The sequence below is a fragment of the Lysobacter sp. Root494 genome (assembly GCF_001427225.1).
In the GTDB taxonomy this organism is placed as follows: domain Bacteria; phylum Pseudomonadota; class Gammaproteobacteria; order Xanthomonadales; family Xanthomonadaceae; genus Agrilutibacter.
In genome coordinates, this window is sequence record NZ_LMFH01000008.1 from 167,057 (window position 1) to 192,572 (window position 25,516).

Here is a 25,516-nt window from a genome sequence, read left to right on the forward strand (position 1 = left end):
GAGAGATGCAGCGGCTTCACGCGTACACCTCCAGCCGGTTCCGCGCGACTTCCGTGTCGTCGAAGGGATGCTTCACGCCGTCGATTTCCTGGTAAGGCTCATGGCCTTTCCCGGCGATGAGCACGATGTCGTCTGGCCTCGCGTCGCCGATCGCGCGTGCGATGGCCGAGGCGCGATCGCGTTGCACGACGATGTCGTTCGCATGGACGAAGCCGGCGAGGATGTCGGCCACGATCTGGTCGCCGTTTTCGGCGCGCGGGTTGTCGTCGGTGACGATCACGACGTCGGCGTTGGCTTCGGCGATCGCAGCCATCTGTGGGCGCTTGCCGCGGTCGCGTTCGCCACCGCAGCCGAAGACGCAGATCAGGCGCGCCTGCGCGTGGGCGCGGAGCGACTTCAGCGCCTGCTCCAGGGCGTCGGGTGTATGCGCGTAGTCGATAACGACGAGCGGCTTGATGCCGTCGCCACCGAGACGGTTCATCCGGCCATGAATCGGCTGCAGCTGCGAGAGGGTCGAGGCGATCTGCGCAAGGGAATCGCCGAGCGCGTACAACGCTCCGGCGACGGCCAGCAGATTGTCGACATTGAAGCGGCCCAGCAGCGGTGAACGCACTGCGTGCGCTTCACTGCCGGTGACGAGGTCGAACGTGATCCCCGCGCTGTCGAGGCGCAATGCGCCCGCACGCAACATCGCGCCTGCCGCGCCGCGCGAACTGAGGCCGACCGGGTTCACGCCCGCCGGCAGCTGCGCCTGCAGGCGGCGGCCGTAGTCGTCGTCAAGATTGATCGCCGCGGCCTTGAGTCCCGGCCATGCGAACAGGCGCGCCTTCGCCGCGCCGTAGGTTTCCATGTCGCCGTGGTAATCGAGGTGATCGCGGGTGAGGTTGGTGAATACCGCGACGTCGAAATGCACGCCGTCTGCGCGCCCCTGGTCGAGTGCATGCGAACTCACTTCCATCGCCACCGCCTGCGCGCCCTGCTCGTGCAGCTGCGCGAGCAGATCATGCAGCTTGAGCACCAACGGCGTGGTGAAGCCGGTCGGCTGCACCTGACCGTACAGGCCCATGCCGAGCGTGCCGATCGTGCCGCAGCGGATGCCGCGCAGCGTCCATGCTTGCGCAAGCAGTTGCACGGTCGAGGTCTTGCCGTTGGTGCCGGTGACGCCGACGACGGTCATCGCTTCGGTGACCCGGCCATGGAAACGATCGGCGAGCTCGCCCAATCGTGCTCGCAGGTTCGGCACTGCGATCGCATCGGACGGTGCGGGCAGGTCCACCGGTGCCGGCGGCTCGAACAGGATCGCGACCGCGCCCTGCGCGCGCGCCTGGTCGACGAACTTCAACCCATGCGCACCGAAACCGGCGATGGCGACGAAGGCATCGCCCGGCTTCACTTCGCGGCTGTCCATCACCAGGCCGGTGATGCGCAGATCGCCGGGGATACCGGCGACATCGGGAAGCAATTCATGCAGAAGCATGTTGCCGCTCATCGCGCGCCTCCCGTGAGAGGTGCATCCACGGGCGTGGGCAGCGTCGCATCAGCGAGCGGTGCCGCGGATGCGTCGGGAAGTACCGGGCCTTCCTCGCCGCGCAGCTCGCTGGCGTGCTGCGCCTTCGACTGCGCGGCCATCCAGGTGTCGATGTCGTCCGGCGGCACGTCCATCAGGCGCAGCGCGCCGTCCATGACGTTGCGGAATACCGGCGCCGAAACGTAGCCACCGAAATAGCCGCGCTCCGGATCCGGATCGTTGATCACCACGACCATCGAGAAACGCGGGTTCTGCACGGGGACTACGCCGGCGAAGTACGCCAGGTAACGGCGCGTGTAGCCGCCACTCTCGCTGAACTTGCGCGCGGTACCCGTTTTGCCGGCGACGTGATATCCGAGGATCGCGGCCTGTGTCGCGGTTCCGCCGGTTTCGGTCACGGTCTGCATCATGCGCATGACTTCGCGCGCGATCTGCGGATCGAGCACCTGCTTGGGCTCGTGGCGTTCGCCTTTCACGAAAGTCGGCGTGATCAGCTTGCCGCCGTTGCCGAGCGCGGCGTAGACCATGGCGATCTGCAACGGCGTCGCGGACAGTCCGTAGCCGTACGACATCGTGGCTTTCGTGGTGCCGCTCCAGCGCGAAGGCGCGGCAAGGACGCCAGCGGATTCGCCCGGAAAGCCGCTACCCGGCTTCTGTCCATAGCCGAACTGGCGCACGAATTCGTAGAAGTACGTGTCGTCCAGGCGCGCAGCAAGCTTCGCCGCGCCGACATTCGAACTTTTGGTGATGATCCCGGTGATCGTCTGCACGCCGTAGTTGTTGTGGTCACTCACGGTGTAACGACGATCCAGCGCCATGTAGCCCGGATTGAGATCGATGCGCGTGTTGGGCGTGACGATGCCCTTGTTGAGCGCGGCGGCGACGGTGATCGGCTTCATCGTCGAACCGGGTTCGAACACGTCGGTCACCGCGCGATTGCGGTGCGTGTCCGGATTGCCCATGCCCACCGCATTCGGGTTGTAGCTGGGCAGGTTGACCATCGCGAGCACTTCGCCCGACGTGATGTCCATGATTACGGCCGATCCGCTGCTTGCGCCCGTTTTCGTCAACTGGTTGCGCAGTTCGCGATAGGCAAGGAACTGGATGCGGCGATCGATGGTGAGCGTGAGGTCATGGCCGGGCACCGCCGGTTCGATCAGGTCGACGCTCTCGACGATGCGCCCCTGCCCGTCGCGGATCACGCGCTTGGAGCCCGCCTTGCCGCTGAGGATGTGGTCGAAGGAAAGCTCCAGACCCTCCTGCCCGCGATCGTCGACGTTGGTGAAGCCGAGCACATGCGCCATCGCTTCACCCTGTGGGTAGAAGCGGCGGAATTCGCGCTGCGAGAAGACGCCCGGAATGTTGTGCGCCAGGATGCGGCGCGCCTGCTCGGGACTAATGCGGCGCTTGAGGTAAAGGAATTCCTTGTTCGAGCGCTGGCTGAGCTTGCGCGTCAGCACGTCGGCGGGCACCTCGAGCGCCCTCGCCAGCTCCGGAATGCGTCCGGGGCTTTCCAGGAGTTCCTTCGGATTGGCCCACACCGATTCAACCGGCGTCGACACCGCGAGCGGCTCGCCGTTGCGGTCGGTGATCATGCCGCGCGAAGTCGGAATCGGAATCTCGCGCAGCGAACGTGCCTGCCCCTGCTGCAGATAGAAGTCGTTGTTGACCACCTGCACGTCGAACGCGCGCACGACCAGCGCGATCGAACCCAGGCCGAGCACACTGGCGACGATGATCAGCCGCTTGCGAAGATCAAGGCCCACGCGCTGCTGGTTGCGCATGCGCGCGCTACCGGCGGCCGGCTTCGCGTCGATGCGCGCGCGCAGTGCATCGGCGACGCGGCTCACCAGGTGCTGGCGGTTGTTGCGGGCGCTCATGGACGGGCTCTCATGGGCGAATCACCACGATTTCAGCGCCTTCCGGGAACTTCATGCCCAGCCGGTCGCGCGCGACCTGGTCGATGCGGTTGCTTTCGGCCCAGGTCGCCTGCTCCAGCTGCAGGCGTCCGAATTCGATGTTGAGTTCGTCGCGTGCCTTTTCCAGCCGCGTGGCCTGCACGAACAGCTGGCGGTGCTGGTGGCGCGCATGGACGACGGCGAGCGCGCTGGCGACGTTCGCCACCACAAGCACGGTGAGCAGGAGGCGCCAGGTCATGCGGCCTCCGGAAGCTTTTCCGCCACGCGCAGCACGGCGCTGCGGGCGCGCGGATTCGAGGCGGTCTCGGCTTCGTCGGCCTTGCGCGCGTCGCCGATGGCTTTCAGCGTTGGCGTGAATGGGATTTCGACCGGCATGCGGCGATTCGCCGGCGGTGCCTTGGCGTGACGCGCGATGAACTGCTTGACGATGCGGTCTTCCAGCGAGTGGAAGCTGATCACGGCGAGCCGGCCGCCGGCCTTCAATCGCGCGTGCGCCGCAACGAGCCCGTCTTCGAGATCAGCCAACTCACGGTTGATGAAGATGCGGATCGCCTGGAAGCTGCGGGTCGCGGGATGGATCTTCTGCTCGCCACGCGGCACGACCGACGCAATGAGATCGGCCAGCTGCGCGGTACGGGTGATCGGCTGTTCGACGCGACGCGAAACGATGGCACGCGCGATGCGCCGGCTCATGCGCTCCTCGCCGTAGGTCCACAGCACGTCGGCAATTTCCTTGTCGCTCGCGTGTGACAGCCACTGCGCCGCGCTTTCGCCGGATTCGGGATCCATGCGCATGTCGAGCGGACCGTCCTTGCCGAAACTAAAACCGCGTTCGGCAACATCCAGCTGCGGCGAGGAAACGCCAAGGTCGAACAGCACACCGTCCAAGCCTCCGGCCGTCGCTTCCCACTGCGCGAGCTGGGCGAAACTGCCACGGAAGATCACGACGCGCGGATCGGCGCCGAACTCGCGTCCGGCAACGGCGATCGCTTCGGGATCCTTGTCCATGACCAGCAGCCGGCCTCCGGGGCCCAGTAGTTCCAGCACGCCACGCGCATGCCCGCCGCGCCCGAACGTGCCGTCCAGATACGTTCCTTCCGGTTTGACCTGCAGTGCCTCCAGGCACTGTCGATACATCACGGGAAGGTGGCCGGACGCCGTGTCGCGTCCGCTGCCACCCGCCGTCACAGCTGCAGCTCGAGCAGTTCCTCGCTCAGATCGTCGTCGGTCACCGTCTGACGGATCTGCGCGTGGTGCGCCTGCTCGCTCCACAACTCGAATTTGTCGCCCATGCCGAGCAGCACGGCTTTCTTCTCGATACCCACGGCCGAGCGATGGCTGGCCGGAATGCTGATGCGGGCATTGCCGTCGAGTTCGACGAACTCGGCGGCACCGACCAGCTTCAGCTGCATCGAGCGATTGACCTTCTTGGCCTTGGGCAGGGCGTTGACCTGTTCGCGCACGCGCTCCCAGACCGCCCGCGGATACAACCAGAGGGAACCGGATTCGAAGGGGTTGTAGGTGATGACCAGCTGGTTCCCGCACTCGCGCGCGACGAGGTCACGGTAGGCGGTGGGCACCGCCAGCCGGCCCTTGTCGTCGATCGTGATGGCGGTCTCGCCCTGGAACATTCGCCTGCCTGCCGGTTTTCCGCCTCTTCGGGCGGTTTTTGGATCACCTTTGTCGAAGAAAACCACAAAAAACCCGGTTTTCCCTCCAATGACCACCTTAGCACCGGCTTATGGCTTGTCAACGCTTTTTTGGACCCAAATTCACTTTGTGTATCAAGGGCTTGCAGCGTACTTCAGAGTCTTTATCAACAGTTTGCTCCTAAGCTTTGTTTCGTCTCAGGATTTGAGATTGGTGGGCGCCCTGTCATCGCCGGATTCCGTCTGCACGGCCGGCTTCCCGTCATTGTGCGGTGCACAACCCGCCTGAAGCGGGCGATCACGCAATGTGGCCGCCGCGAGTGCTACATCGCGGCGTCCCCCTACGCTCGAACTCCGTGAATACTGCGAATCCGCCGGTTTCCGGCGCTGTCCAGCAGCCACGCCACCGGCGGGCGCTCCTGCTTGCCACGGTCGCTGCGCTCGCAGCCTTGGGGCTGTATGTCTTGCCCCGTCCCTACCCGCGACATGTGGACACCGTTGCTGAATGGAATGCCATCGCCTTCGACGTCTGCTCGGGACTGGGCGGCGGCACCCGGCAATCGCGGGCTCTCGCGGTGACGCACCTGGCGATTCATGACGCCCTCAATTCGATCCGTCCGGTTTACGCCACTTATGCGCGCGGCCTGCCCCGCGGTCCGAAGGCTTCTCCGCAAGCCGCAGTTGCCGCTGCCGCGCACGACACCCTGGCGGTAATGGCCGGCGACCATCAAATGCAACTCGACAAGGCTTATGAGGACGCGATCGATCGCCTGCCGGACAACGCCGCACGTGGTGAAGGCATTTCGCTTGGCAAGGCTGCGGCACGCGCGATCCTGGCTATGCGCAGCCGGGATGGCGCCGACCGGGCCGAACTGCATCTCGCGCCGCAGCCATTCGCGCCCGGGCGATACCAGCCGACGCCATCCCGCTTCGATCCGCCGATCGTTCCGGGTTGGCGCAACGTCACGCCGTTTGCGATGCGCACGGCAGCCCAGTTCCGCCCGCTACCGCCGCCCGCGCTGGACAGCGAACAATACGCACAGTTGTACAACGAAGTGAAACGCATCGGCGGGCTGCACAGCACGCAGCGCACGCGCCAGCAGACCGCCACGGCGAAGTTCTGGTCGGGCGATGCGCTCGCGACCTGGAACGAGATCGCACGCAACGTGGTCAATGGCCGTGCCGGCGATCGAGATCGCGGCAATGACCTTGATCTGTGGCAGTCGGCGCGCCTGTTCGCGCTGCTCGATGCAGCGGCGGCCGACAGTTTCATTTCCGGCTGGGAAGCCAAATTCCACTATCTCAACTGGCGCCCGGTCACCGCGATCCGGCGTGGCGACACGGATGGAAATGCGGCGACTTCACCCGATCCCGACTGGTCTCCGCTGCTGGTAACACCAGCGCATCCGGAATATCCGTCCACGCACAGCATTCTCGCGTCCGCTTCGGCAAACGTATTGCAGTGCGCACTTGGCAGTGACGCGGTGCCGTTCGCGATAGCGAGCGACAAGGTGTTCTTCGGCCGCACCCGCCACTTCGAACGCTTCTCGCAGGCGGCCAATGAAGTGGCGCTGTCGCGCTTGTACGCCGGCGCGCATTTCCGCCTAGCAAACACGCGCGGCCTCGAGCAGGGAAAGAAGATAGGCCAACACATCTGCAACACGTTCCTGCCGCCGCTTGCGAGTGCAGCCGCAGCAAGTGTTAGCGCGAATAGGTAGCTCGCACGAATCCAACAGGGATGCGGAAGCGAAAACGGAACAGCAAACGCCATCCCGTTTTGGAATCAGAAGCATCACCCTGCCCCCTCTGGTGCAAAGCCCCCTTAGTAAGGGGGCGCGGCGAAGCCGCGGGGATTGGAAGCACATGGCGGGACCCACGATTTTTGTTTGCGCAGCAAACAGAAAAATCGTGGGCACCTTCGTGCGCAGCACGAAAGGTGGCGGAGCCGGCCTGTAAGCCGGGTTCTGTCGTGGACAGTCATTCCTCTAGGCGCATCGTCGCCGATACGCTCAAGCAACCTACCCGGAGACACCGCGGGCCGCGGCATTGCCTCCCTATTTGGTCTTGCTCCCGGTGGGGTTTGCCGTGCCGGCCTGTTACCAGGCTCGCGGTGCGCTCTTACCGCACCATTTCACCCTTGCCTGCCCGGTTGCCCGGACATAGGCGGTATCTTTCTGTTGCACTTTCCGTCGACTCGCGCCGCCCAGGCGTTACCTGGCACCGTGCCCTGTGGAGCCCGGACTTTCCTCGGCATTCAAATGAATGACGCGACTGTCCGGCCGACTCCGCCGCGAGCATTCTACTGCTTCGCAGTGAATGCCCCCCAAAGTTTTCTACGCAAACTTCGGGCCCCGCTTCGCATCTCCAATCCCCGCCGCTGTCGCGGCGTCCCTTACCAAGGGGACTATGACTTCGTTGAGGACCATCGATACGTAGCGCCGCGCCTGCGCGGTGCGCGGCTTTCCGTGGCAACGGAGCGCACTGGCCCGAATCTGCATTTGAGGGCAGCGGAGCAAGCTCCGCTCTACAAAGCAATCTCTACAAAGCAATACGGTTATTCGCCGCCGTAGAGGGCCTTGCGGGGCGCGCCACTGAGTTCAGCCGCCAGTTTCGCGGCCTGCGAAGGTTTCAGGTGTTCGCTGAGCTTCGCGTAGAGCCGCTGGCCTTCCGCAATCCTGGCGTCTGCGTCTTCGCCCACGCCTTCGACGATCACCACAAATTCGCCCCTGCGCTGGTCCGCATCAGCGGTAACACGCGCTTTCAGCTCCGCCAGGGAACCGTCGAGCACGGTTTCGAACAGCTTGGTCAGTTCGCGCGCGATCACCGCGCGCCGCGCAGGACCGAACACCGACGCCATGTCTTCAAGTGTCTCCTCGATGCGATGCGCGGACTCGTAGAACATCAGCGTGCGTGTCTCGCTCGCCAGTCGCGACAGGCGTTCGCGCCGCGCGGATGACTTCGCCGGCAGGAATCCTTCGAATACGAAACGATCGCTCGGCAGTCCCGCCACGCTCAACGCCGCGATCGCGGCGCAGGCACCAGGCACCGGCGATACGCGAATGCCTGCAGCGCGCGCGGCACTCACGAGCCGGTAACCGGGGTCGCTCACCAGCGGCGTGCCCGCATCGGACACCAGCGCCAGCGATTCGCCCGCGGCCAGGCGCGCCACGAGTTGCGCAGCCTGCGCGTCCTCGTTGTGCTGGTGCAGCGCAAGCAGCGGACGTTCCAGGCCGAAGTGGGACAGCAACTGCCGTGTATGCCGCGTGTCCTCGGCGCAGATCGCCGCGACGTTACGCAGGGTGTCGAGCGCGCGTGGCGACAGGTCGCCAAGATTGCCGATCGGGGTGGCGACGACGTGAAGGGTGCCGGGAGTGAGCATCGTGGGTAAATCGAAGGGGCGGTTAGAATCCTAACCGGTCCCCCAGGAATACCGTGCCGATGAGCCTGTCCAAGCCCTCGCCCGCCCCGATCTGGATGCTCGCCGCGTCGCTGATACTGGCGCTGCTCGCCGGTTGTGCCACGGTGCAGACCAGCGGAACGCCAGCGGCGCGTAGCCGCAACGAGGCAATCGTCCAGGCCGATGTGCTGGCGCACCAGGCGGCGACCCAGGGCGGCGCCGAACGCGCGCAGACCGAAAAGCAGATCGAGTCCCTGCTCGCCGCGCTGGACGACGCCACGCTGCAGCGCGAAGCCGCTGCCCTGCCCGCCGGCAATCCGCTCTACAACTATGCCGGCCGCGCACTCTTGCGCCGTGGCCTGCCGTTGCCGCGTCCGTTCGAACGCACGGCGTGGAAGTTCGATGCCGGCAATCGTCCGCCTGCCGAGAGCGATGGCTATCGCCCGCCGATGAAACTCGCCGTGCTGCTGCCGTTGTCCGGCAGCCTCGCAACGGCTGCGGCGCCCGTGCGCGACGGCTTCCTCACCGGCTACTACGGTGAAACACGCCGCCGCCCGGAAGTGAATTTCTACGACACCTCGACCGGCGCGATCGCGGCCTACGATCGCGCGGTCGCCGAAGGCAACGACTTCCTGGTCGGCCCGCTCGGGCGCGATGAAGTCGGTGCGCTGTTCAACCGTGGCACGTTGCCGGTGCCGGTACTCGCGCTCAATCGCGCGCAGGTCCAGCCCCCTGCGGGCAACGCAAGCTTTTCGTTGTCACCCGAGGACGAGGGCATTGGTGCGGCCGAGTTCCTGCTCGATCGCGGTGCGCGCCGCGTGTTCGTGGTGAGTTCCGAAGACGAAACGCAGCGCCGTGCGGTGAATGCGCTGCGCGAGCGCCTCGCCGAACGCGGTGGCTCGGTGACCGATGTGGTCAGCGAAGGCGTCGCCGACTTCGCGCCGTTCGCGGCGAAGGAAGGCGGCATCGATGCGATCTTCCTCGCGACGCGCGGCAGCGTTGCGCGCCAGCTGATGCCGCGCCTCGCGCTCGCCGGCCTTGCGGGCAAGCCGCGCGTGGCGACTTCGCAACTGCTCTCGGGCACCGGCAAGGCCGAGGACGATCGCGTGCTCGACGGCATCGCCTTCCCGAGCGAAAGCTGGAACACGCGCGGCGTGCGTGGCCTGCCCTCGCCCTCGAGCGCGGCCGCCATGCTGCCGAATGCGAAGGGACCCGCTGCGCGCCTGTTCGCGTTCGGCTTCGACGCCTGGCTTATCACCGCTTACCTCGAACGTCTGGCGACTTCGGCCGATGGCATCAGCGGTGCCACCGGAGTGCTGCGTATCGATGGTTTCGGCAATGTGCAGCGCACGCCGGGATGGTCGACCTTCAGCAACGGGATCGCGGTACCGCTGGCGGACGCCGCGCGGCGCTGAAGCACCAAAACCCGGCTTATGGACAAGCCTTTCCTGCATCGCCGCGCGCAGGGCGCGGCGATCGAAGCCGCGGCCCGCATGCACCTCGCGAGCGAGGGGTTGCGCGAAGTCTCAGCGAATGCGAACTACCGCTTCGGCGAACTCGACCTCGTCATGCTCGAAGGTGACGGGGCGACGGCCACCCTGGTGTTCATCGAAGTGCGCTATCGCCGCAACATCCGTTTCGGCGGTGGCGCCGCTTCGGTGGATGCCAGCAAGCGCCGCAAGATCGTACATGCGGCGCAGGCGTTTCTCGCCACTCACCCGCGTTACGGGCAGATGGCCTGTCGCTTCGACGTGGTTGAAGCCGAAGGTGACCCGGGAGCACCGCGCATGCGCTGGCTGCGCGATGCGTTTCGCGCCGACGATTGTTGATCCGCGCGCCCAACGAGAACTTCCCCGCGCTACAAGGCCCTGCGATCGCCCGCGCATAATGGGCCCATGTCCCTGCCCGCCGACCTGCATCGCGAACTCGCCCACCTGCTGGGCGACGGCAATGGCTGGCTGACCGATCCCGGCGAGCGGCTCGCCTATGCCTACGACAACTCCCGTCGCGAATCGCTGCCCGATGCCGTTGCGCTGCCGGTCACCCGCGAGCAGGTGCAGGCGCTGGTGCGCGCCTGCTTCGCGCACCGCATCCCGGTGACCGGGCGCGGACGCGGCACCAACACGACCGGCGCGTCGGTACCGGTGCACGGCGGCGTGGTGGTGTCGTTCGAACGCATGAACCGCATCCTCGACATCCGGCCTGGCGACCGTTGCGCGGTGGTCGAGCCCGGCGTGCTCAATGGCGAACTCCAGTCGGCACTGCAAGCCCACGGACTGTTCTGGCCGCCGGATCCCACCAGCGCCGCGTTCAGCACCGTCGGCGGCAACCTCGCCTGCAATGCCGGTGGGCCTCGCGCGGTGAAGTACGGGGCGAGCCGCGACAACGTGCTCGCGCTCACCGCCATCACCGGGGCTGGCGAACTCATCCACTGCGGCACGGCGACGACGAAAGGCTCGACCGGCTACGACCTGCAGCGCCTGCTGGTCGGCAGCGAAGGCACGCTCGCATTGATCGTCGAAGCGACGCTGAAGCTCACGCCGCTGCCGTCGCGGCGCCGCGCCGTGCGTGCGCTGTATCGTGATGTCGCTTCGGCCGCACAAGCCGTGGCGCGCCTCATGGCGCAACCGGTGACGCCTTCGATGCTGGAATTCATGGATGGCGATTGCGTGCGGCTCGCGCGTGACGTGGGCGGCGCCGACCTGCCACCGGACGCTGGCGCCCTGCTGATGATCGAAGCCGACGGCGATGAGGAAACACTGCCGCACGCGGTCGAGGCATTGATGCGCGCCGCCGGAGGCGACGGCCTGGTGTCGCTCGATGACGCCGCCGATGATGTCTCGCGAGAGCGGCTGTGGAGTGCACGCAAGGCGCTTTCACCCGCGCTGCGCACGCTGGCACCGGGGAAAATCAACGAAGACGTCGTCGTGCCCGTGTCGCGCATTCCGCAACTCGTGGATGGCGTGCGTTCTCTCGCCGACGAATTTGCGCTGGCGATCGTGAGCTTCGGCCACGCGGGCAACGGCAACCTGCACGTGAACATTCTTTACGACCCCGCCGATCCCGCGCAGGGCGAACGCGCACAGGCCGCGCTCGCCCGCGTCTTCGCGCTGACGCTTGCGCTGGGCGGCACGCTGTCCGGCGAACACGGCATCGGGCTAGCCAAGCGCGACTTCATGCCGCAGGCGATCGGGCCGGCCACGCTGTCGCTGATGCGGCAGGTCAAGGCGGTGTTCGATCCCGCCGGAATCCTCAATCCAGGCAAACTATTGCCGCGCGATGACCCATGAGCTGCTGCATGGTCGAGGCCACCGCCGCGGCGGGTACTGGCAAACCATCGCCCTTGGCTCGCGATCACCGCTATCGCGTCGCGCAACCCTGAACTGATCGACCGCAATACGGCATCCGTCGGAAAACGGTGCCGCGTCGACGGTATCCTGCGCGCCTCATTCCCCAGTGCGCTTCCGATGTCCCTCCGTCCCTTTGCCTGGCTTGCCGCGTTCACGCTGACTTTCCTGCTCGCCGCGTGTGCAAGCGGCGGCCCCGCGCCCGATGCCGTTGCGCCCGCGCCGAAGCCGCTACCTGTCAAGCCAGTCCGCATCGGCATCGCCCTCGGCGGCGGCGCGGCGAAAGGCTTTGCCCACATCGGCGTGATCAAGATGTTAGAAGCCAACGGCCTGCGCATCGAAGTCGTTTCGGGCACCAGCGCGGGCAGCGTGGTCGGTGCGCTGTATGCGAGCGGCATGGATGCATTCCAGATGCAGAAGACGGCGTTCGGCCTGGATGAAGCGGAGATCCGCGATGTCAGCCTGTTCTCGGGTGGCGTGGTGAAGGGCCAGAAGCTGCAGGACTACGTCAACCAGCTCGTCGGCAACCGACCGCTCGAACGCATGAACAAGCCCTTCGCCGTCGTCTCGACGGAACTGGAAACCGGCGATCGCACCGTGTTCGTGCGCGGCAACACCGGACAGGCGGTGCGCGCATCCAGCAGTATTCCCGGAGTGTTCGAGCCGGTGGTGATCGGGCCGAAGCACTACGTCGATGGCGGAGTCGTCAGCCCCGTGCCGGTCGATGCCGCGCGACAGCTTGGCGCCGACTACGTCATCGCCGTCGACATCTCGACCAAGGCCAGCGGCAAGAATCCGGGCAGCCTGCTGGGGACGGTGAACCAGTCGATCACGATCATGGGCCAGAAGCTCGGCCAGCAGGAGCTCGCGCGCGCCAACGTGGTGATCCGACCGCTGGTGAACGACATCGGTCCCGCGGATTTCGAGCAGCGCAACAATGCGATCCTCGAAGGCGAACGTGCCGCGCTGGTGGCATTGCCGCAGATCCGCGCGCAGCTGGCGAAGCTGCGCGCCGAACGCGAAGCCGCAGCGATGCCGCGTGTACCCGTGAAAACTGCGGAGCCCTGCAAGCCACGTCGCCTGGGTGGATTGTTCGGCAACAAGTGCGAGGAAGGCGGGAGGCAGTAGCGCACCGCCGAAGCGAAAGGCGATCAGGCGAAGTGCACGAAGCCTTGGCTCGGTGCAATCCACTCGCTGCCATCACTACGCAGCGCGCGCGTGCCCTGCCCAGCCACGATGCGGCCGATACACGTGATTGGCGTATTCGTTTCGGCCGCAATGCGTGCGATTTCATCGCGCGCGGACGAAGAGGCGGTGAAGCACAACTCGTAGTCGTCGCCTCCCGTCGCCTGGATCGCCTGGCGGCGTTGCGGTTCGAAGGCGGCAACCAGTTCGGGCAACGCAGGCAGCATCTCGAGTTCCACTTCCGCGCCTACCCGGCTGGCGCTGCAGATGTGCTGCAGGTCGGCGAGTAGTCCATCGGACACATCGATGCAGGCGTGCGCGATGCCTGCGATCCGCGCGGCGACTGCAAGGCGCGGCGTCGGGCGATCCAGGCGCATGCGCAGCACGGGATCAACGCTTGCACCTGCCTGCCACTGCGTGAGTGCAGCCGTCGCTTCGCCGAGCGTGCCGGTCACCCATACGTCGTCGCCTTCGAACGCGCTGCTGCGAAGCAGCGCCCGCCCTGGTTCGACGAAGCCGTGAACGGTAACGCTGATCGACAACGGTCCACGCGTGGTGTCGCCGCCAATCAACGCAACGCGGTGCAGCGCGGCGAGTTCGAGGAAGCCGTCGAGGAACGCATCGACCCACCCTGCATCGCCGGTCGGCAGCGACAGCGACAGCGTGCACCACGCCGGTTCCGCGCCCATCGACGCAATATCGGAAAGATTGACCGCGAGCGACTTCCAGCCGATGTCGCCGGGTGCGGTGTTATCGGGGAAATGGATCCCGCGATTGATGGTGTCGGCGGCGATCACCAGCTGCTTGCCGGCGGGTACCTGCACGATCGCGGCGTCGTCGCCGATGCCCAGGATCACGTCCTCGCGCAAGGACGCGCGGCGACGGATGCGCTCGATCAGGTCGAACTCCGGCGTAGCCGGGTTTTCGCCGACGTTGTAAGCCGGCGAGCCGAAGCGCAGGGTGAATGTGGAAGTCGACGACATGCGGTCTGGACGTCGCGCGGCTCAGCGCTGGCGCGGGGCTTGCACTTCCGTCGCGCGCCATGCCGCCGCGGCATGGTCGAGGACGCCGTTGACGTAGGTATGGCCGTGCTCGGCGCCGAAGCGCTTCACGGTTTCGATCGCCTCGTTGATCACCACGCGATACGGCACGTCGCGGCGCTCGCGAAGTTCATACGCGGCGATGCGCAGCACCGCGCGTTCGATCGGGTCGACCTGCTCGACGTCACGATCGAGGAACGGTGCGAGCGCCGTGTCGAGTTCCTCGCAGTGCTTGTCGACGCCGCGCACCAGGTCCTCGAAGTATTCGAGGTCGGCGACTTCATGCGCCTGCTCGTGCGCGAACTGCGCGATCACGTCGCGCACGTTCGAACCCGACATCTGCCAGGCGTACACGGCCTGCAAGGCGCGGCGGCGGGCGCGCGAACGCGCGACGGGATCTATGCCATCGGAACGGCGACGGTTCATGCGAGTTGCTCCAGCAGTTGCGCCATTTCCAGGACGACCAGCGCGCATTCTTCGCCCTTGTTCCCGTGGCTGCCGCCGGCACGCGCTTCGGCGTCCTCGAAGCGGTCGACGGCGAGCACGCCGTTGGCCACCGGCACGCCATGCTCGATGGCTACGCGCATCAGGCCGTCGGAACAGCCATCGGCGACGTGTTCGTAGTGACGCGTATCGCCGCGCACCACGCAACCGAGCGCGACGATGGCGGCGTGGGAACCCTTCTTCGCCACGGCAGCGGCGGCGAGGGGCAACTCCCACGCACCCGGCACGCGGATCACGTCGACCGCGTCTTCGGCGACGCCATGCTCGGCGAAGGTGCGGCGCGCGCCAGCCACCAGCGTATCGGTGATGCGCGGGTTCCAGCGGCTGGCGATGATCGCGAAGCGGGTGCCCGGGGTGGCGCGCATGTCGCCTTCGTAGTGGGGCATGGACGGGATCTCGAAAGGGGGCGCAGTTTACCGCGTCGCCGCGGCCGGGGCCGTCGCGGCGGGCGGTTCGACGTATTCGACGACTTCCAGGCCGAAGCCAGCGAGGCCCACCTGCCGGCGTGGCGTGCCGAGCACGCGCAGCTTGCCCAGCCCGAGGTCGGCGAGGATCTGCGCGCCCGCGCCATTGCGGCGCCATTCCGCCAGCGCGTGGCCGCGGCTGGGGCGCTGCGCCGGTTCTTCGTGGCTTTCGGGCCGTGCGCGTATGCGGGCGAGCAGTCCGTCGGCATCGGCGTGATCTCCCAGGAGCACGAGTGCGCCGCAGCCTTCCCGTGCGATTGCCGCGAGCACGTCGCCGACCGCAGGGCCGAAATCGGCGCGGCGCCAGTGCAACGCATCGGCCAGCGGGTTCTGGACGTGTACGCGCACCAGGGCCGGCGTATCCGCGTCGACTTCGCCACGCACGAGCGCGAAGTGCAGGACGTGGCTCAGGCGATCGCGGTAGCTCAGCAGGCGGAAGCCGCCGTGCTCGGTGTCGATCTCGCGTTCGTCGACGCGCTCGATGGTGTGCTCGGTTTCGAGGCGATAACGGATGAGATCCTCGATCGAACCCATCTTCAGGCCGTGCTCGCGCGCGAAGACTTCCAGTTCGGGACGCCGCGCCATCGAGCCGTCGGGGTTGAGGATTTCAACCAGCACGCCGGCGGGCTCCATTCCGGCGAGCAGGGCGAGATCGCTCGCCGCTTCGGTATGTCCCGCGCGATTGAGCACGCCGCCGGGCTGCGCCATCAACGGGAAGATGTGGCCGGGCTGGCTCAGGTCGGTCGCGCTCGCATCCGGACGCACCGCGGTGCGCACGGTGTGGGCGCGGTCGTAGGCGGAAATGCCGGTGGTGACACCTTCGGCCGCTTCGATCGACACGGTGAAGTTGGTGTGGTGCGGCGAGGTGTTGTCGCGCACCATCGGCGGCAGCCCGAGCTGCCTGCAGCGCTCGCGCGTGAGCGAGAGGCACACCAGGCCGCGCGCGTGCGTGACCATGAAGTTGATGTCCTGCGGGCGCACGAGTTCGGCGGCCATGATCAGGTCGCCTTCGTTCTCGCGATCCTCGTCGTCGACGATCACGACCATGCGGCCATTGCGGAGTTCTTCGAGGAGTTCGGGGATGGGAGAAAAGCTCATGCCTGCGGCTCCTGGCTGCGTTCACCCAGCAGGCGCTCGACGTAGCGCGCGACCAGGTCGATTTCGAGGTTGACGGCATCGTCCACTTTCGTCAGCGCGAAGGCGGTATGCGTGACGGTGTGCGGAATCAGCGCGACTTCGAAGCCCTGCGCATCCACTTCATTGACGGTGAGGCTGACGCCGTCGACGCAGATCGAGCCCTTCTTCGCGATGTACTTCAGCAATGCGGCCGGCGCGGCGAATCGCCAACGCTGCGCGCGCGCGTCTTCGACAATCGAAAGCACCCGGCCAACGCCATCGACGTGACCGCTGACGAGATGACCGCCGAGCCGGTCCGTCGGACGCATCGCGCGTTCGAGGTTGACCGGTGCGCCGGCTTGCAGGCGGCCCAGCGTGGTGAGCGACAGGGTTTCGTTCGACGCATCTGCGGCGAACGACGTCGCATCGAAGTCGATCACGGTGAGGCACACGCCGTTCACGGCGACGCTCTCGCCGAGCTGCACGTTGTCGAACGGCAACGTGCCGGCTTCGACGCGCAGGCGGACATCGCCGCCACGCTCTTCGAGCGCCGCGATGCGGCCAAGGCCCTCAATGATGCCGGTGAACATCAGCACACCTCCTTCGCGGAGATGGCATGGAGGGAGAGATGGAAGCTGGACATGTGAACGTTTCCCGCAAAAGAGCTGGCGAAAAACGCCCCAAGGCACGAGGCAGGCACACGGCACGAGGCCGGGCGCGGAGCCGTCTTCTTTCATCCGGACTGTGGGCGCTCCACGGAAAGCGGAACGCTTGAACCGTCGGCTCCGGCATTCGACCGGATCTGCTGACCCTCCGCTGCACTGGAGGCGCTCGCGGGCTCGCGTGGTCTGTCGTGGACAGGACCTCGCCTACCGCCGGTGGGGAATTGCACCCCGCCCTGAAGACGTTACGAGTTGTGGTGCCGGCGAACCGGCGGGGCATTCTAACACCCGGGTTTTGCGTCAATTGCCTGCGGACACGAAATGCTCCGTGTCTTCGCGCCTTGTAGAGCGGTACCTTGCTCCGCTGCTTTTCACTGGCCGGTGGCGGCTTGGAGCGCGTGGCCGGATAAGAATCGCGATCGACCTGCGCGGCGCGAGTTGCCGCAGATCCCGGCACCGTGCAGGCGCGGCGCTACCGAAGCGAAGCAGCGCAGCACGCTCCGCTCTGCAAGTAATGCCGGCTAGGGCTTGCGGCGCAGGTGCAGGAACAGCGGCCAGCGAATCGTGCGCGCCTCGCCAGGGTCGCCCCAGGACGCCGAAAGCGCGGACGCGTGGCGTGCCACGGGGTCCTCGCCGATATCGGCGCGGCAGCGCGCGGTTGCCGACATGCTCGAGAGATAGCGCAGGAAATGCGCCAGCGGCCACTCGGCTTCGAGCCACATCGATTGCGTGGGCAAGGCCGGGAACGGCCAGTCGAAACCGGCGTATTCCGCGTCGATCAGGGCACGCTCGGGCGGCCAGTACGGATCGATCAGCGCGCGGAAATCCGCTACTGCTTCGACCATGCCTTCGGGAGCGACGAAATCCCCATAGCCCCAGGCCGCCAGCACGCCGCCTGGCGCGAGCACGCGCCCGCATTCGGCGAAGAACGCGTCGCGATCGAACCAGTGCAACGCCTGCGCGATGGCAACGAGCTGCACGCTGGCATCCGGCAACGACGTGCGTTCGCCGGGCTCGACGGCAAGCGTCACGTTGGCTCCGCCGGCCCGCGCCCAGTGCTGGGCGATCTGCCGTGCGCTCGGATCGGTCGCATGGATATGCGCAAAGCGCGCGGCGAGACCGCGCGTGGCCTGGCCGCTGCCGCAACCTGGCTCCCACACGCTGGCGTTGGCCGGAACGCATGCAGCGATCAGGTCGAAGAGTTCGTCGGGGTACTCGGGGCGGGCCGCGGCGTAGGCATCGGCGATGCCGGAGAAATGGTCCTTGAACGCCATCAGCCGATCATCCGGATGTGGGGGGAGCGCGACGCCGGTGACGTTGCAACGCACTGCGCCGCCTTCATTCCCGTCATGGCTCCACGTTCTCGCGGCGCGGCTGCAGCAGCAGGCGCACGTCGCTGCCGATGCGTCGCGATTCGACGATGTCGAGATGCAGGCGCTGCGTCATTTCGTCGATATGCAGGCCGTCGAACAACGGGCGCGCGCGATCACCGAGCAGGACGGGCGCGACGTAGAGCAGGATCTCGTCGACGAGTCCTGCCGACAGGAAGGCGCCAGCCAGTGTCGCGCCGGCCTCGACCTGCACTTCGTTGATTTCGCGTGCAGCCAGCAGTTTCAGCACGGCGGCGAGGTCGAAGCGTCCGTCGTGCACGGGCGCGGAAGCGGTCTGCGCATCGATTGCGCGCGGCGGCTTGGCATCTGGCGCGTGGATGTAGAGCGTGGGCGCATCGCCCTCGCGCACGCGGCCGCGTGCGACGGTGGCCAGACCCGGATCGAGCACCACGCGCATGGGCGGCACGAAGGGCGTGTCATCTTCGAGGCGAACCGTAAGGCTCGGATCGTCGATCAGCACGGTGCCCGCGCCGGTCAGGATCGCGCCGGCGCGTGCACGCCAGCGCTGCACGTCCTGGCGCGACGCCTCGCCGCTGATCCACTTCGACTCGCCGCTGGCCAGTGCGCTCCGTCCGTCGAGGCTGGTGGCGAGCTTCACCCGCAGCCACGGGCGCCCGCGCTCGATGCGCGACAGCCAGCCGCGATTGAGCGTGCGCGCCTGCGCTTCCATCAGGCCGCTGTCGACCGTGATGCCGGCGGCCAATAGCTTCTCGAACCCAGCGCCGTCCACCTGCGGGAATGGATCGCGCATCGCCGCGACGACACGCGACACGCCAGCGGCAATCAGCGCATCGGCGCATGGGCCGGTCTTGCCGACGTGGGCGCAGGGCTCCAGCGTGACGTAGGCCGTCGCGCCTTTGGCCCTCTCGCCGGCAGCCTGCAGGGCGAGGACTTCGGCGTGCGGCTCGCCCGCTTTTGCGTGGAAGCCTTCGCTAACGATGTTGTCGCCCTGCGCGATCACGCAGCCGACCATCGGATTGGGGCGCGTCGTGTACGCGCCGCGCTCGGCAAGGCGCAGGGCGCGAGCCATCATCAGGTGGTCGGTGGCGGTGAATGCGGGGGTGTTCATGGTCATCAACTCCGGGCAGGCCGATCAGGTCGGGCGAGCCGCTGTCGTTCCTGTTTACGCGGAAGCTTGCTTGAATCCTCGTCATCCCGGCGAAGCCGGGATCCAGTTTTGACCCGTCGAGAACAAAGCCTGGATCCCGGCTTTGGCCGGAATGACGAAATCGTATTCGATCGTTCCACTGTCACCCGTGACGCCGAACCTGCGCTACCGCTTGCGACTCTTCGTCGGCGGCGGCTCGTCCTCGATCAGCGGCAACTGGCCTTCGGTCGCGGTGTCGTGTTCGAGGCGATCGAGCACTTCACGGAAATCGGCGACGTCCTCGAACGCGCGATACACCGATGCAAAGCGAACGTAGGCGACGTGGTCGAGCTTGCGCAGTTCCGCCATCACATATTCGCCGACACGGCGCGAAGCCAGCTCCCGTTCGGCAGTCATGCGCAGGTGATGCACGACGGCGCGTACCGCCGCCTCGATCTGCTCCTCCGACACCGGCCGCTTCTGCAATGCACGGTCGAAGCCGGAGCGCAGCTTGCGCGCATCGAACGCCTCGCGCCGGCCATCGCTCTTGATGATCAGCGGCAGCTTCAGCTCGATGGTTTCCAGCGTGCTGAAGCGCTCGCCGCAGGCCTCGCAGACGCGGCGGCGCCGGATCGTGGCGCCGTCGTCGGAAACGCGCGAATCGATCACGCGGGTGTCGAGGTGCTGGCAGAAGGGGCAATGCATGGGACTAGGGTGACCTCGGCTTCATGCGGGATCAAGCACGGCTGCCAGAAAGCAGACTCCCCGCTTGCGGCGGGGAGTCGTTCACATCAGCCGTAAACGGGGAATTGCTTGCATTGCTTCGTCACGTTCCCGCGCACGCCGGCGATGACGTTGTCGTCATTGGGATTGTCGAGCACGTCGCAGATCCAGTCCGCCAGCGCCACGCAGTCCGGTTCCCTGTAACCCCGCGTGGTGACCGCCGGAGTGCCGATGCGCAGGCCCGAAGTCACGAACGGCTTCTGCGGATCGTTCGGCACTGCGTTCTTGTTGACGGTGATGTGCGCCTTGCCGAGCGCTTCCTCGGCGGCCTTGCCGGTGATGCTCTTACCGATCATGTCGACGAGCATCAGGTGGTTCTCGGTGCCGCCGGAAACGATCTTGTAACCGCGCGAAATGATGGTCTTCGCCATCGCCTGCGCGTTCTTCACGACCTGTTGCTGATAGGCAGCGAAGTCGGGCTCCAGCGCTTCCTTGAACGCGACGGCCTTCGCGGCAATCACGTGCATCAGCGGGCCGCCCTGGATGCCGGGGAAGACGATCGACTGCAGCTTCTTTTCGATCTCCTCGGCCTTGTCGCCCATGGCCTGCTGGCCTGCGACGATGATGCCGCCACGCGGGCCGCGCAGGGTCTTGTGCGTGGTCGAAGTCACGACGTGCGCATGCGGGACCGGGTTCGGATACACGCCAGCGGCGACGAGACCGGCGACGTGCGCCATGTCGACGAAAAGGTACGCGCCGACCTTGTCGGCGATCGCGCGGAAGCGCGCCCAGTCGACCACCTGCGAATACGCGGAGAAGCCGGCGACAACCATCTTCGGCTTGTGCTCGACGGCGAGACGCTCGACTTCGTCGTAATCGATCAGGCCCTGTTCGTTGACGCCGTACTGCACGGCGTTGAACAGCTTGCCGCTGATGTTGACCTTGGCGCCGTGGGTCAGGTGGCCGCCGTGCGCCAGCGACATGCCGAGGATGGTGTCGCCCGGGCTCAGCAGCGCCAGGTACACGGCCTGGTTGGCCTGCGAACCCGAGTGCGGCTGCACGTTGGCGTAGTCCGCGCCGAACAACTGCCTGCAGCGGTCGATCGCGAGCTGCTCGGCGATGTCGACGTATTCGCAACCGCCGTAGTAACGCTTGCCCGGATAGCCTTCGGCGTACTTGTTGGTGAGCTGGCTGCCCTGCGCTTCCATCACCCGCGGGCTGGCGTAGTTCTCCGACGCGATGAGCTCGACGTGGTCTTCCTGGCGGCGGTTCTCGTTGGCGATGGCCTGGGCGAGTTCGGGGTCAAAACCTTCGATACGGGCGTCACGCGGGAACATCGGCTCTCCGGCGGGGGTTGTGGTGGGGAGAAGCCGCAAGTTTAACGTGCGTTTGACCTCGCCCCGCCGTGCTGTGAGAGATCGCCATAAGCTGCAGGCGTGGGCTCCCGAATTCGGGCGTCCCGGGTGAATCCACGAGGCGAAGGCCCGCGCCGGCAGCTATAATTCGCGGCTATCCCGCTTCACCCCGAACACCCCCCGGCCCTGCCCCGCGCAGGACGCCGCCGCCTGCCCCACGGTGCCCGCACCGCGTTCGATCGAGAGCCCCATGTCCTCGCAATACATCTACACCATGAACGGCGTCAGCAAGGTCGTGCCGCCGAAGCGCCAGATCATCAAGGACATCTCGCTGTCCTTCTATCCGGGCGCGAAGATCGGCCTGCTCGGCCTCAACGGCTCCGGCAAGTCGACCGTGCTGAAGATCATGGCCGGCGTCGACAAGGACTTTAACGGCGAAGCCCGCCCGCAGCCCGGCATCAAGGTCGGCTACCTGGCGCAGGAACCCGAACTCGACCCGAACAAGACCGTGCGCGAAGCCGTCGAGGAAGGCGTCGGCGAAATCCTCAACGCCCAGGCCGAACTCGACCGCGTGTACGCCGCCTATGCCGAGGAAGGCGCCGACTTCGACAAGCTCGCCGCCGAGCAGCAGCGCCTCGAGGCGATCCTCGCCGCCGGCGACGCGCACATGCTCGAACAGCAGCTGGAAGTCGCCGCCGACGCGCTGCGACTGCCGCCGTGGGATGCGGTCATCGGCAAGCTCTCGGGTGGCGAGAAGCGCCGCGTCGCGCTGTGCCGCCTGCTGCTGCAGAAGCCGGACATGCTGCTGCTCGACGAACCGACCAACCACCTCGACGCCGAATCCGTGGAGTGGCTGGAACAGTTCCTCGCCCGCTACACCGGCACCGTCGTCGCCGTGACCCACGATCGCTACTTCCTCGACAACGCCGCCGAGTGGATCCTCGAACTCGACCGCGGCCGCGGCATTCCGTGGAAGGGCAACTACACCGAATGGCTGACGCAGAAGGACGAGCGCCTGAAGCAGGAAGAGTCGCAGGAGAAGTCGCGGCAGAAGGCGATCCAGAAGGAACTCGAGTGGGCGCGCCAGAACGCCAAGGGCGGCCGCTCGAAGGGCAAGGCGCGCCTCGCCCGCATCGAGGAGCTGCAATCGGTCGATTACCAGCGCCGCAACGAAACCAACGAGATCTTCATTCCGCCGGGCGAGCGCCTGGGCAACAAGGTCGTCGAGTTCAAGAACGTCTCGAAGAAGTTCGGCGACCGCCTGCTGATCGACAACCTCTCGTTCTCGGTGCCGCCGGGCGCGATCGTCGGCATCATCGGCCCGAACGGCGCGGGCAAGTCGACGCTGTTCAAGATGATCACGGGCCAGGAGAAGCCGGATTCGGGCGAGATCGACATGGGCTCGACCGTGAAGCTCGCCTACGTCGACCAGAGCCGCGACGCGCTCACCGGCAACCACAACGTGTTCCAGGAAGTGTCCGGCGGCCTGGACATCCTCAACATCAACGGCATCGAGATCCAGTCGCGCGCCTACATCGGCCGCTTCAACTTCAAGGGCCAGGACCAGCAGAAGCTGGTCGGCACGCTGTCGGGTGGTGAACGCGGCCGCCTGCACATGGCGAAGACGCTGCTGCAGGGCGGCAACGTGCTGCTGCTCGACGAACCGTCCAACGACCTCGACATCGAAACCCTGCGCGCGCTCGAAGACGCGCTGCTCGAATTCCCGGGCAACACCTTCGTGATCTCGCACGATCGCTGGTTCCTGGACCGCATCGCCACCCATATCCTCGCCTTCGAAGGCGACTCGCACGTCGAGTTCTTCCAGGGCAACTACCGCGAGTACGAGGAAGACAAGAAGCGCCGTCTCGGCGCGGAAGGCGCGCAGCCGCATCGCCTGAGGTTCAAGGCCTTGAAGTAAGGCGGGCATGCCCGCCTTGGCAGTGGCGCCTTCGCGCGTTGCGCGAAGGCCTTTGCCGCTGCGTCATCCCCGCATGCTTTTAGCGGGGATCCACTGACTTTGCTGTTGCCGTTTTTTGTGTTCCGTTTTGTTGCTGTCGTTTTTACTGTTGCCGTCTTTTGTTATTGCCGTTACCCCCTATTCGTCCTTGCCGTTGTTTATTGTTGCTCTTGCTCGTCATTCCCGCGAAAGCGGGAATCCAGTGACTTCCGCTCTTCGCTCTTCAGGCGGGAAAACAGAAGCAGCGAGCCACGTCCATGCATTCCCGCTTTCACGGGAATGACGAGCAAGGCAAACACCGAAGCAAAGCCAAAGTCACTGGATTCCCGCTTTCGCGGGAATGACGAGTAAAAGCGAAGTCACCGCGCTGGCACTACATCCACGAGGATGGGAAACCGCTGGCGGCACCCATCTCCTGAACGAGGATCGATGATGAGCTTCATGCAGGCATTGCGCGCACGCTGGGAACAGGCCGAATCGCTGGTCTGCGTGGGTCTCGATCCCGAACTGGCGAAATTTCCGCTGCACTTCGCCGGCGACCCCGACGCGGTGTTCAACTTCTGCCGCGACATCGTCGACGCGACCGCGTTGTACGCATGCAGCTTCAAGCCGCAGATTGCACACTTCGCCGCACTCGGCGCAGAAGATGCTTTGCGACGACTCATCGCCCATATCCACACAGCACATCCGGGCATTCCGGTAATCCTCGACAGCAAACGGGGTGACATCGGCAGCACCGCGCAGCATTACGCGACCGAAGCCTTCGATCGCTACGCCGCTGATGCGGTCACCGCGAACCCCTATCTCGGCCGCGATTCGGTGCAGCCGTTCCTCAATCGTCTGGATCGCGGCGTGGTGATCCTGTGCCGCACCTCGAATCCGGGCGCCGGTGATCTGCAGGACCTCGTTGTCGATGGCCGCCCGCTTTATCAGCATGTAGCCGAAAAGGTTGCGCGCGAGTGGAACGGCAGCGGCAACTGCGCGCTCGTGGTCGGCGCGACCTGGCCGGAGCAGTTGCGCGAAGTCCGCACGATCGTCGGCGACATGCCATTCCTCGTGCCAGGCGTCGGCGCACAGGGCGGCGATGTCCAGGCAGTAGTGACGAATGCGAGGACGGCCGACGGTACCGGACTGATCGTGAGCTCATCGCGCGCGATCCTGTATGCATCGAACGGAAAGGATTTTGCCGAAGCCGCCGCGCACGCGTCGAAGACGCTTCGCGACGAGATCAATCGCTACCGCTGACCCGGCAGGTCGCGGCCTGCTCGGCAAGCTGCTGCCTGCTCGTGCTGGTTTGGCGGTGGAATACCGACCGCGATTTACTTCCGCGCCAGCGCACGCAAGGTCGCGAACGGAAAGCGTCCCCAGATCGCCGCGAACACGGCGCAGCGAGTGAAAACGCTGCGTCGCGTCGCTTCGAACTTGCCAAAATAGCGCCACAGGCCGCGATGCTTGTGCCATTCGACGAACAACGGACGCGAACGCGAGGACACGCCGCGGATATGCACGACGCGCACATCGTTCGCGACAGCGACCAGCGCCCCGGCCTCGCGCGCACGGCGGCACAGGTCCAGGTCTTCCGCATGCAGCCGGTAGCCCGTGTCGAAGCCGCCCAGTCGTTCGAACAGCTCGCGTGGCATCACCATCAGCGCGCCGGAAACGGCGTCGACCGGCTGCAGTGCCTGCCCATCGTCCATTGGGACGCCCAGTTGCGCGCCCGATGGGGTATCGCCACGCCGCAGTGAAGCCAGCATCGCACCGAAGTCCGGATCCCGCCGCCGCGCCGCCGCGTCGCGCTCGCCGGTTTCATCCACCAGATCGGCACCAAGCAGCACTTCGCGCCCGCTTGCGATTGCATGCGCGCGCAGCTTCGCGAGGGTGCGGATTTCGACAAGGCAATCCGGGTTGACGAAGGCAAGCCAGCGCGTGCCGTTGGCGTGCGGCAGGTCTTCCGCCCCCTGGTTGCACGCAACCGCGAATCCGGGGTTGTCCGGATTGGCGATGAAGTGCACGCGCGGGTCGCGGGTCGCATGGCGCTGCACGATTTCCATCGTGCCGTCGTCGGAACCGTTGTCGACCACCCGGATCGCACCCACGCATTCGGCACCGCGCAGGTGCAGCAGGCAGTCGTCGATGGTTTCGGCGCTCTGGTAGCTCACGACTATCGCGGCGATGTCGGCGTGGGTCATGTC

Annotated in this window: 23 protein-coding genes, 1 other RNA gene and 1 riboswitch; of the genes, 7 read left to right on the forward strand and 17 right to left on the reverse strand. The window is 66.1% G+C overall.

Going from position 1 to position 25,516, the window contains the following annotated elements; all coding sequences use genetic code 11:
• Positions 1 to 16 precede the first annotated feature (16 nt).
• The 5 genes from ASD14_RS13600 to mraZ form a co-directional block, all read right to left on the reverse strand.
• A complete protein-coding gene (locus tag ASD14_RS13600) occupies positions 17 to 1,489 on the reverse strand; it encodes a UDP-N-acetylmuramoyl-L-alanyl-D-glutamate--2,6-diaminopimelate ligase (protein ID WP_056134903.1) in 1,473 nt (490 codons plus the stop codon).
• Positions 1,486 to 3,312 carry a penicillin-binding protein 2 gene (locus ASD14_RS13605; protein WP_056135385.1) on the reverse strand — a complete coding sequence of 609 codons (1,827 nt, stop codon included), beginning with the start codon at positions 3,310 to 3,312 and terminating at the stop codon, positions 1,486 to 1,488. Before ASD14_RS13605 ends, ASD14_RS13600 begins: the two co-directional genes overlap by 4 nt.
• 106 nt (positions 3,313 to 3,418) lie before the next feature.
• On the reverse strand, positions 3,419 to 3,685 hold the full coding sequence (gene ftsL / locus ASD14_RS13610; RefSeq protein ID WP_056134906.1) for a cell division protein FtsL: 267 nt from the start codon (positions 3,683 to 3,685) through the stop codon (positions 3,419 to 3,421).
• Entirely contained in the window at positions 3,682 to 4,635 is a 954-nt protein-coding gene (gene rsmH, locus ASD14_RS13615) for a 16S rRNA (cytosine(1402)-N(4))-methyltransferase RsmH (protein WP_056134909.1), read from the reverse strand. Before rsmH ends, ftsL begins: the two co-directional genes overlap by 4 nt.
• Entirely contained in the window at positions 4,632 to 5,078 is a 447-nt protein-coding gene (gene mraZ / locus ASD14_RS13620; protein WP_056134912.1) for a division/cell wall cluster transcriptional repressor MraZ, read from the reverse strand. The genes rsmH and mraZ overlap by 4 nt, the downstream gene beginning before the upstream one ends.
• 506 nt (positions 5,079 to 5,584) lie before the next feature.
• Between mraZ and ASD14_RS13625 the strand changes: the two genes are divergently transcribed.
• Positions 5,585 to 6,814 carry a vanadium-dependent haloperoxidase gene (locus ASD14_RS13625; RefSeq protein WP_056134915.1) on the forward strand — a complete coding sequence of 410 codons (1,230 nt, stop codon included), beginning with the start codon at positions 5,585 to 5,587 and terminating at the stop codon, positions 6,812 to 6,814.
• A gap of 219 nt (positions 6,815 to 7,033) precedes the next feature.
• Here the strand turns inward: ASD14_RS13625 and rnpB are convergent.
• Both rnpB and rsmI read right to left on the reverse strand, forming a co-directional pair.
• Positions 7,034 to 7,383, reverse strand: an RNA gene (gene rnpB / locus ASD14_RS14435) — RNase P RNA component class A.
• 267 nt (positions 7,384 to 7,650) lie between these two features.
• The gene (gene rsmI / locus ASD14_RS13630) at positions 7,651 to 8,475 is read right to left on the reverse strand and encodes a 16S rRNA (cytidine(1402)-2'-O)-methyltransferase (RefSeq protein WP_056134918.1); all 825 of its coding nucleotides are present in this window, start codon (positions 8,473 to 8,475) and stop codon (positions 7,651 to 7,653) included.
• Positions 8,476 to 8,570: 95 nt separating this feature from the next.
• On the opposite strand from rsmI, the gene ASD14_RS13635 reads away from it, so the two are divergent.
• From ASD14_RS13635 to ASD14_RS13650, 4 genes are all read left to right on the forward strand, one after another.
• The gene (locus ASD14_RS13635) at positions 8,571 to 9,908 is read left to right on the forward strand and encodes a penicillin-binding protein activator (RefSeq protein ID WP_255355037.1); all 1,338 of its coding nucleotides are present in this window, start codon (positions 8,571 to 8,573) and stop codon (positions 9,906 to 9,908) included.
• Between the two features lie 18 nt (positions 9,909 to 9,926).
• Entirely contained in the window at positions 9,927 to 10,322 is a 396-nt protein-coding gene (locus ASD14_RS13640) for a YraN family protein (RefSeq protein WP_056134922.1), read from the forward strand.
• Between the two features lie 66 nt (positions 10,323 to 10,388).
• Positions 10,389 to 11,783, forward strand: a complete 1,395-nt coding sequence (locus ASD14_RS13645) for an FAD-linked oxidase C-terminal domain-containing protein (protein WP_056134925.1) — start codon at positions 10,389 to 10,391, stop codon at positions 11,781 to 11,783.
• 177 nt (positions 11,784 to 11,960) lie between these two features.
• Positions 11,961 to 12,968: a patatin-like phospholipase family protein gene (locus ASD14_RS13650; protein ID WP_056134928.1), complete on the forward strand. Its 1,008-nt coding sequence runs from the start codon at positions 11,961 to 11,963 to the stop codon at positions 12,966 to 12,968.
• A 23-nt stretch (positions 12,969 to 12,991) separates the two neighbouring features.
• Here the strand turns inward: ASD14_RS13650 and thiL are convergent, their stop codons facing one another.
• From thiL to glyA, 9 genes are all read right to left on the reverse strand, one after another.
• Positions 12,992 to 14,008: a thiamine-phosphate kinase gene (thiL, locus tag ASD14_RS13655; RefSeq protein WP_082538998.1), complete on the reverse strand. Its 1,017-nt coding sequence runs from the start codon at positions 14,006 to 14,008 to the stop codon at positions 12,992 to 12,994.
• Positions 14,009 to 14,029: 21 nt separating this feature from the next.
• A complete protein-coding gene (gene nusB / locus ASD14_RS13660) occupies positions 14,030 to 14,491 on the reverse strand; it encodes a transcription antitermination factor NusB (RefSeq protein ID WP_056134931.1) in 462 nt (153 codons plus the stop codon).
• A complete protein-coding gene (gene ribH / locus ASD14_RS13665) occupies positions 14,488 to 14,955 on the reverse strand; it encodes a 6,7-dimethyl-8-ribityllumazine synthase (RefSeq protein WP_056134936.1) in 468 nt (155 codons plus the stop codon). Before ribH ends, nusB begins: the two co-directional genes overlap by 4 nt.
• 27 nt (positions 14,956 to 14,982) lie before the next feature.
• Positions 14,983 to 16,131: a 3,4-dihydroxy-2-butanone-4-phosphate synthase gene (gene ribB, locus ASD14_RS13670; protein ID WP_056134939.1), complete on the reverse strand. Its 1,149-nt coding sequence runs from the start codon at positions 16,129 to 16,131 to the stop codon at positions 14,983 to 14,985.
• A complete protein-coding gene (locus tag ASD14_RS13675; protein ID WP_056135396.1) occupies positions 16,128 to 16,739 on the reverse strand; it encodes a riboflavin synthase in 612 nt (203 codons plus the stop codon). Before ASD14_RS13675 ends, ribB begins: the two co-directional genes overlap by 4 nt.
• Before the next feature lie 131 nt (positions 16,740 to 16,870).
• A riboswitch (FMN riboswitch) is annotated at positions 16,871 to 17,059 on the reverse strand.
• Positions 17,060 to 17,332: 273 nt separating this feature from the next.
• On the reverse strand, positions 17,333 to 18,085 hold the full coding sequence (locus ASD14_RS13680; protein WP_056134942.1) for a class I SAM-dependent methyltransferase: 753 nt from the start codon (positions 18,083 to 18,085) through the stop codon (positions 17,333 to 17,335).
• 73 nt (positions 18,086 to 18,158) lie between these two features.
• The gene (gene ribD / locus ASD14_RS13685; protein ID WP_157475405.1) at positions 18,159 to 19,271 is read right to left on the reverse strand and encodes a bifunctional diaminohydroxyphosphoribosylaminopyrimidine deaminase/5-amino-6-(5-phosphoribosylamino)uracil reductase RibD; all 1,113 of its coding nucleotides are present in this window, start codon (positions 19,269 to 19,271) and stop codon (positions 18,159 to 18,161) included.
• 204 nt (positions 19,272 to 19,475) lie between these two features.
• A complete protein-coding gene (gene nrdR, locus ASD14_RS13690; RefSeq protein WP_056134948.1) occupies positions 19,476 to 19,994 on the reverse strand; it encodes a transcriptional regulator NrdR in 519 nt (172 codons plus the stop codon).
• Positions 19,995 to 20,080: 86 nt separating this feature from the next.
• Complete coding sequence (gene glyA / locus ASD14_RS13695) at positions 20,081 to 21,349, reverse strand: serine hydroxymethyltransferase (protein WP_056134950.1); 1,269 nt, start codon at positions 21,347 to 21,349, stop codon at positions 20,081 to 20,083.
• Positions 21,350 to 21,617: 268 nt separating this feature from the next.
• Here glyA and ettA point away from each other — a divergent pair, with 268 nt between their 5' ends.
• Both ettA and pyrF read left to right on the forward strand, forming a co-directional pair.
• Positions 21,618 to 23,285, forward strand: coding sequence for an energy-dependent translational throttle protein EttA (ettA, locus tag ASD14_RS13700; protein ID WP_056134953.1), 1,668 nt, complete (start codon positions 21,618 to 21,620; stop codon positions 23,283 to 23,285).
• A gap of 471 nt (positions 23,286 to 23,756) precedes the next feature.
• Positions 23,757 to 24,569 carry an orotidine-5'-phosphate decarboxylase gene (gene pyrF / locus ASD14_RS13705; protein WP_056134955.1) on the forward strand — a complete coding sequence of 271 codons (813 nt, stop codon included), beginning with the start codon at positions 23,757 to 23,759 and terminating at the stop codon, positions 24,567 to 24,569.
• Positions 24,570 to 24,643: 74 nt separating this feature from the next.
• Here the strand turns inward: pyrF and ASD14_RS13710 are convergent, their stop codons facing one another.
• Positions 24,644 to 25,513: a glycosyltransferase family 2 protein gene (locus ASD14_RS13710; protein ID WP_056134958.1), complete on the reverse strand. Its 870-nt coding sequence runs from the start codon at positions 25,511 to 25,513 to the stop codon at positions 24,644 to 24,646.
• Positions 25,514 to 25,516 lie beyond the last annotated feature (3 nt).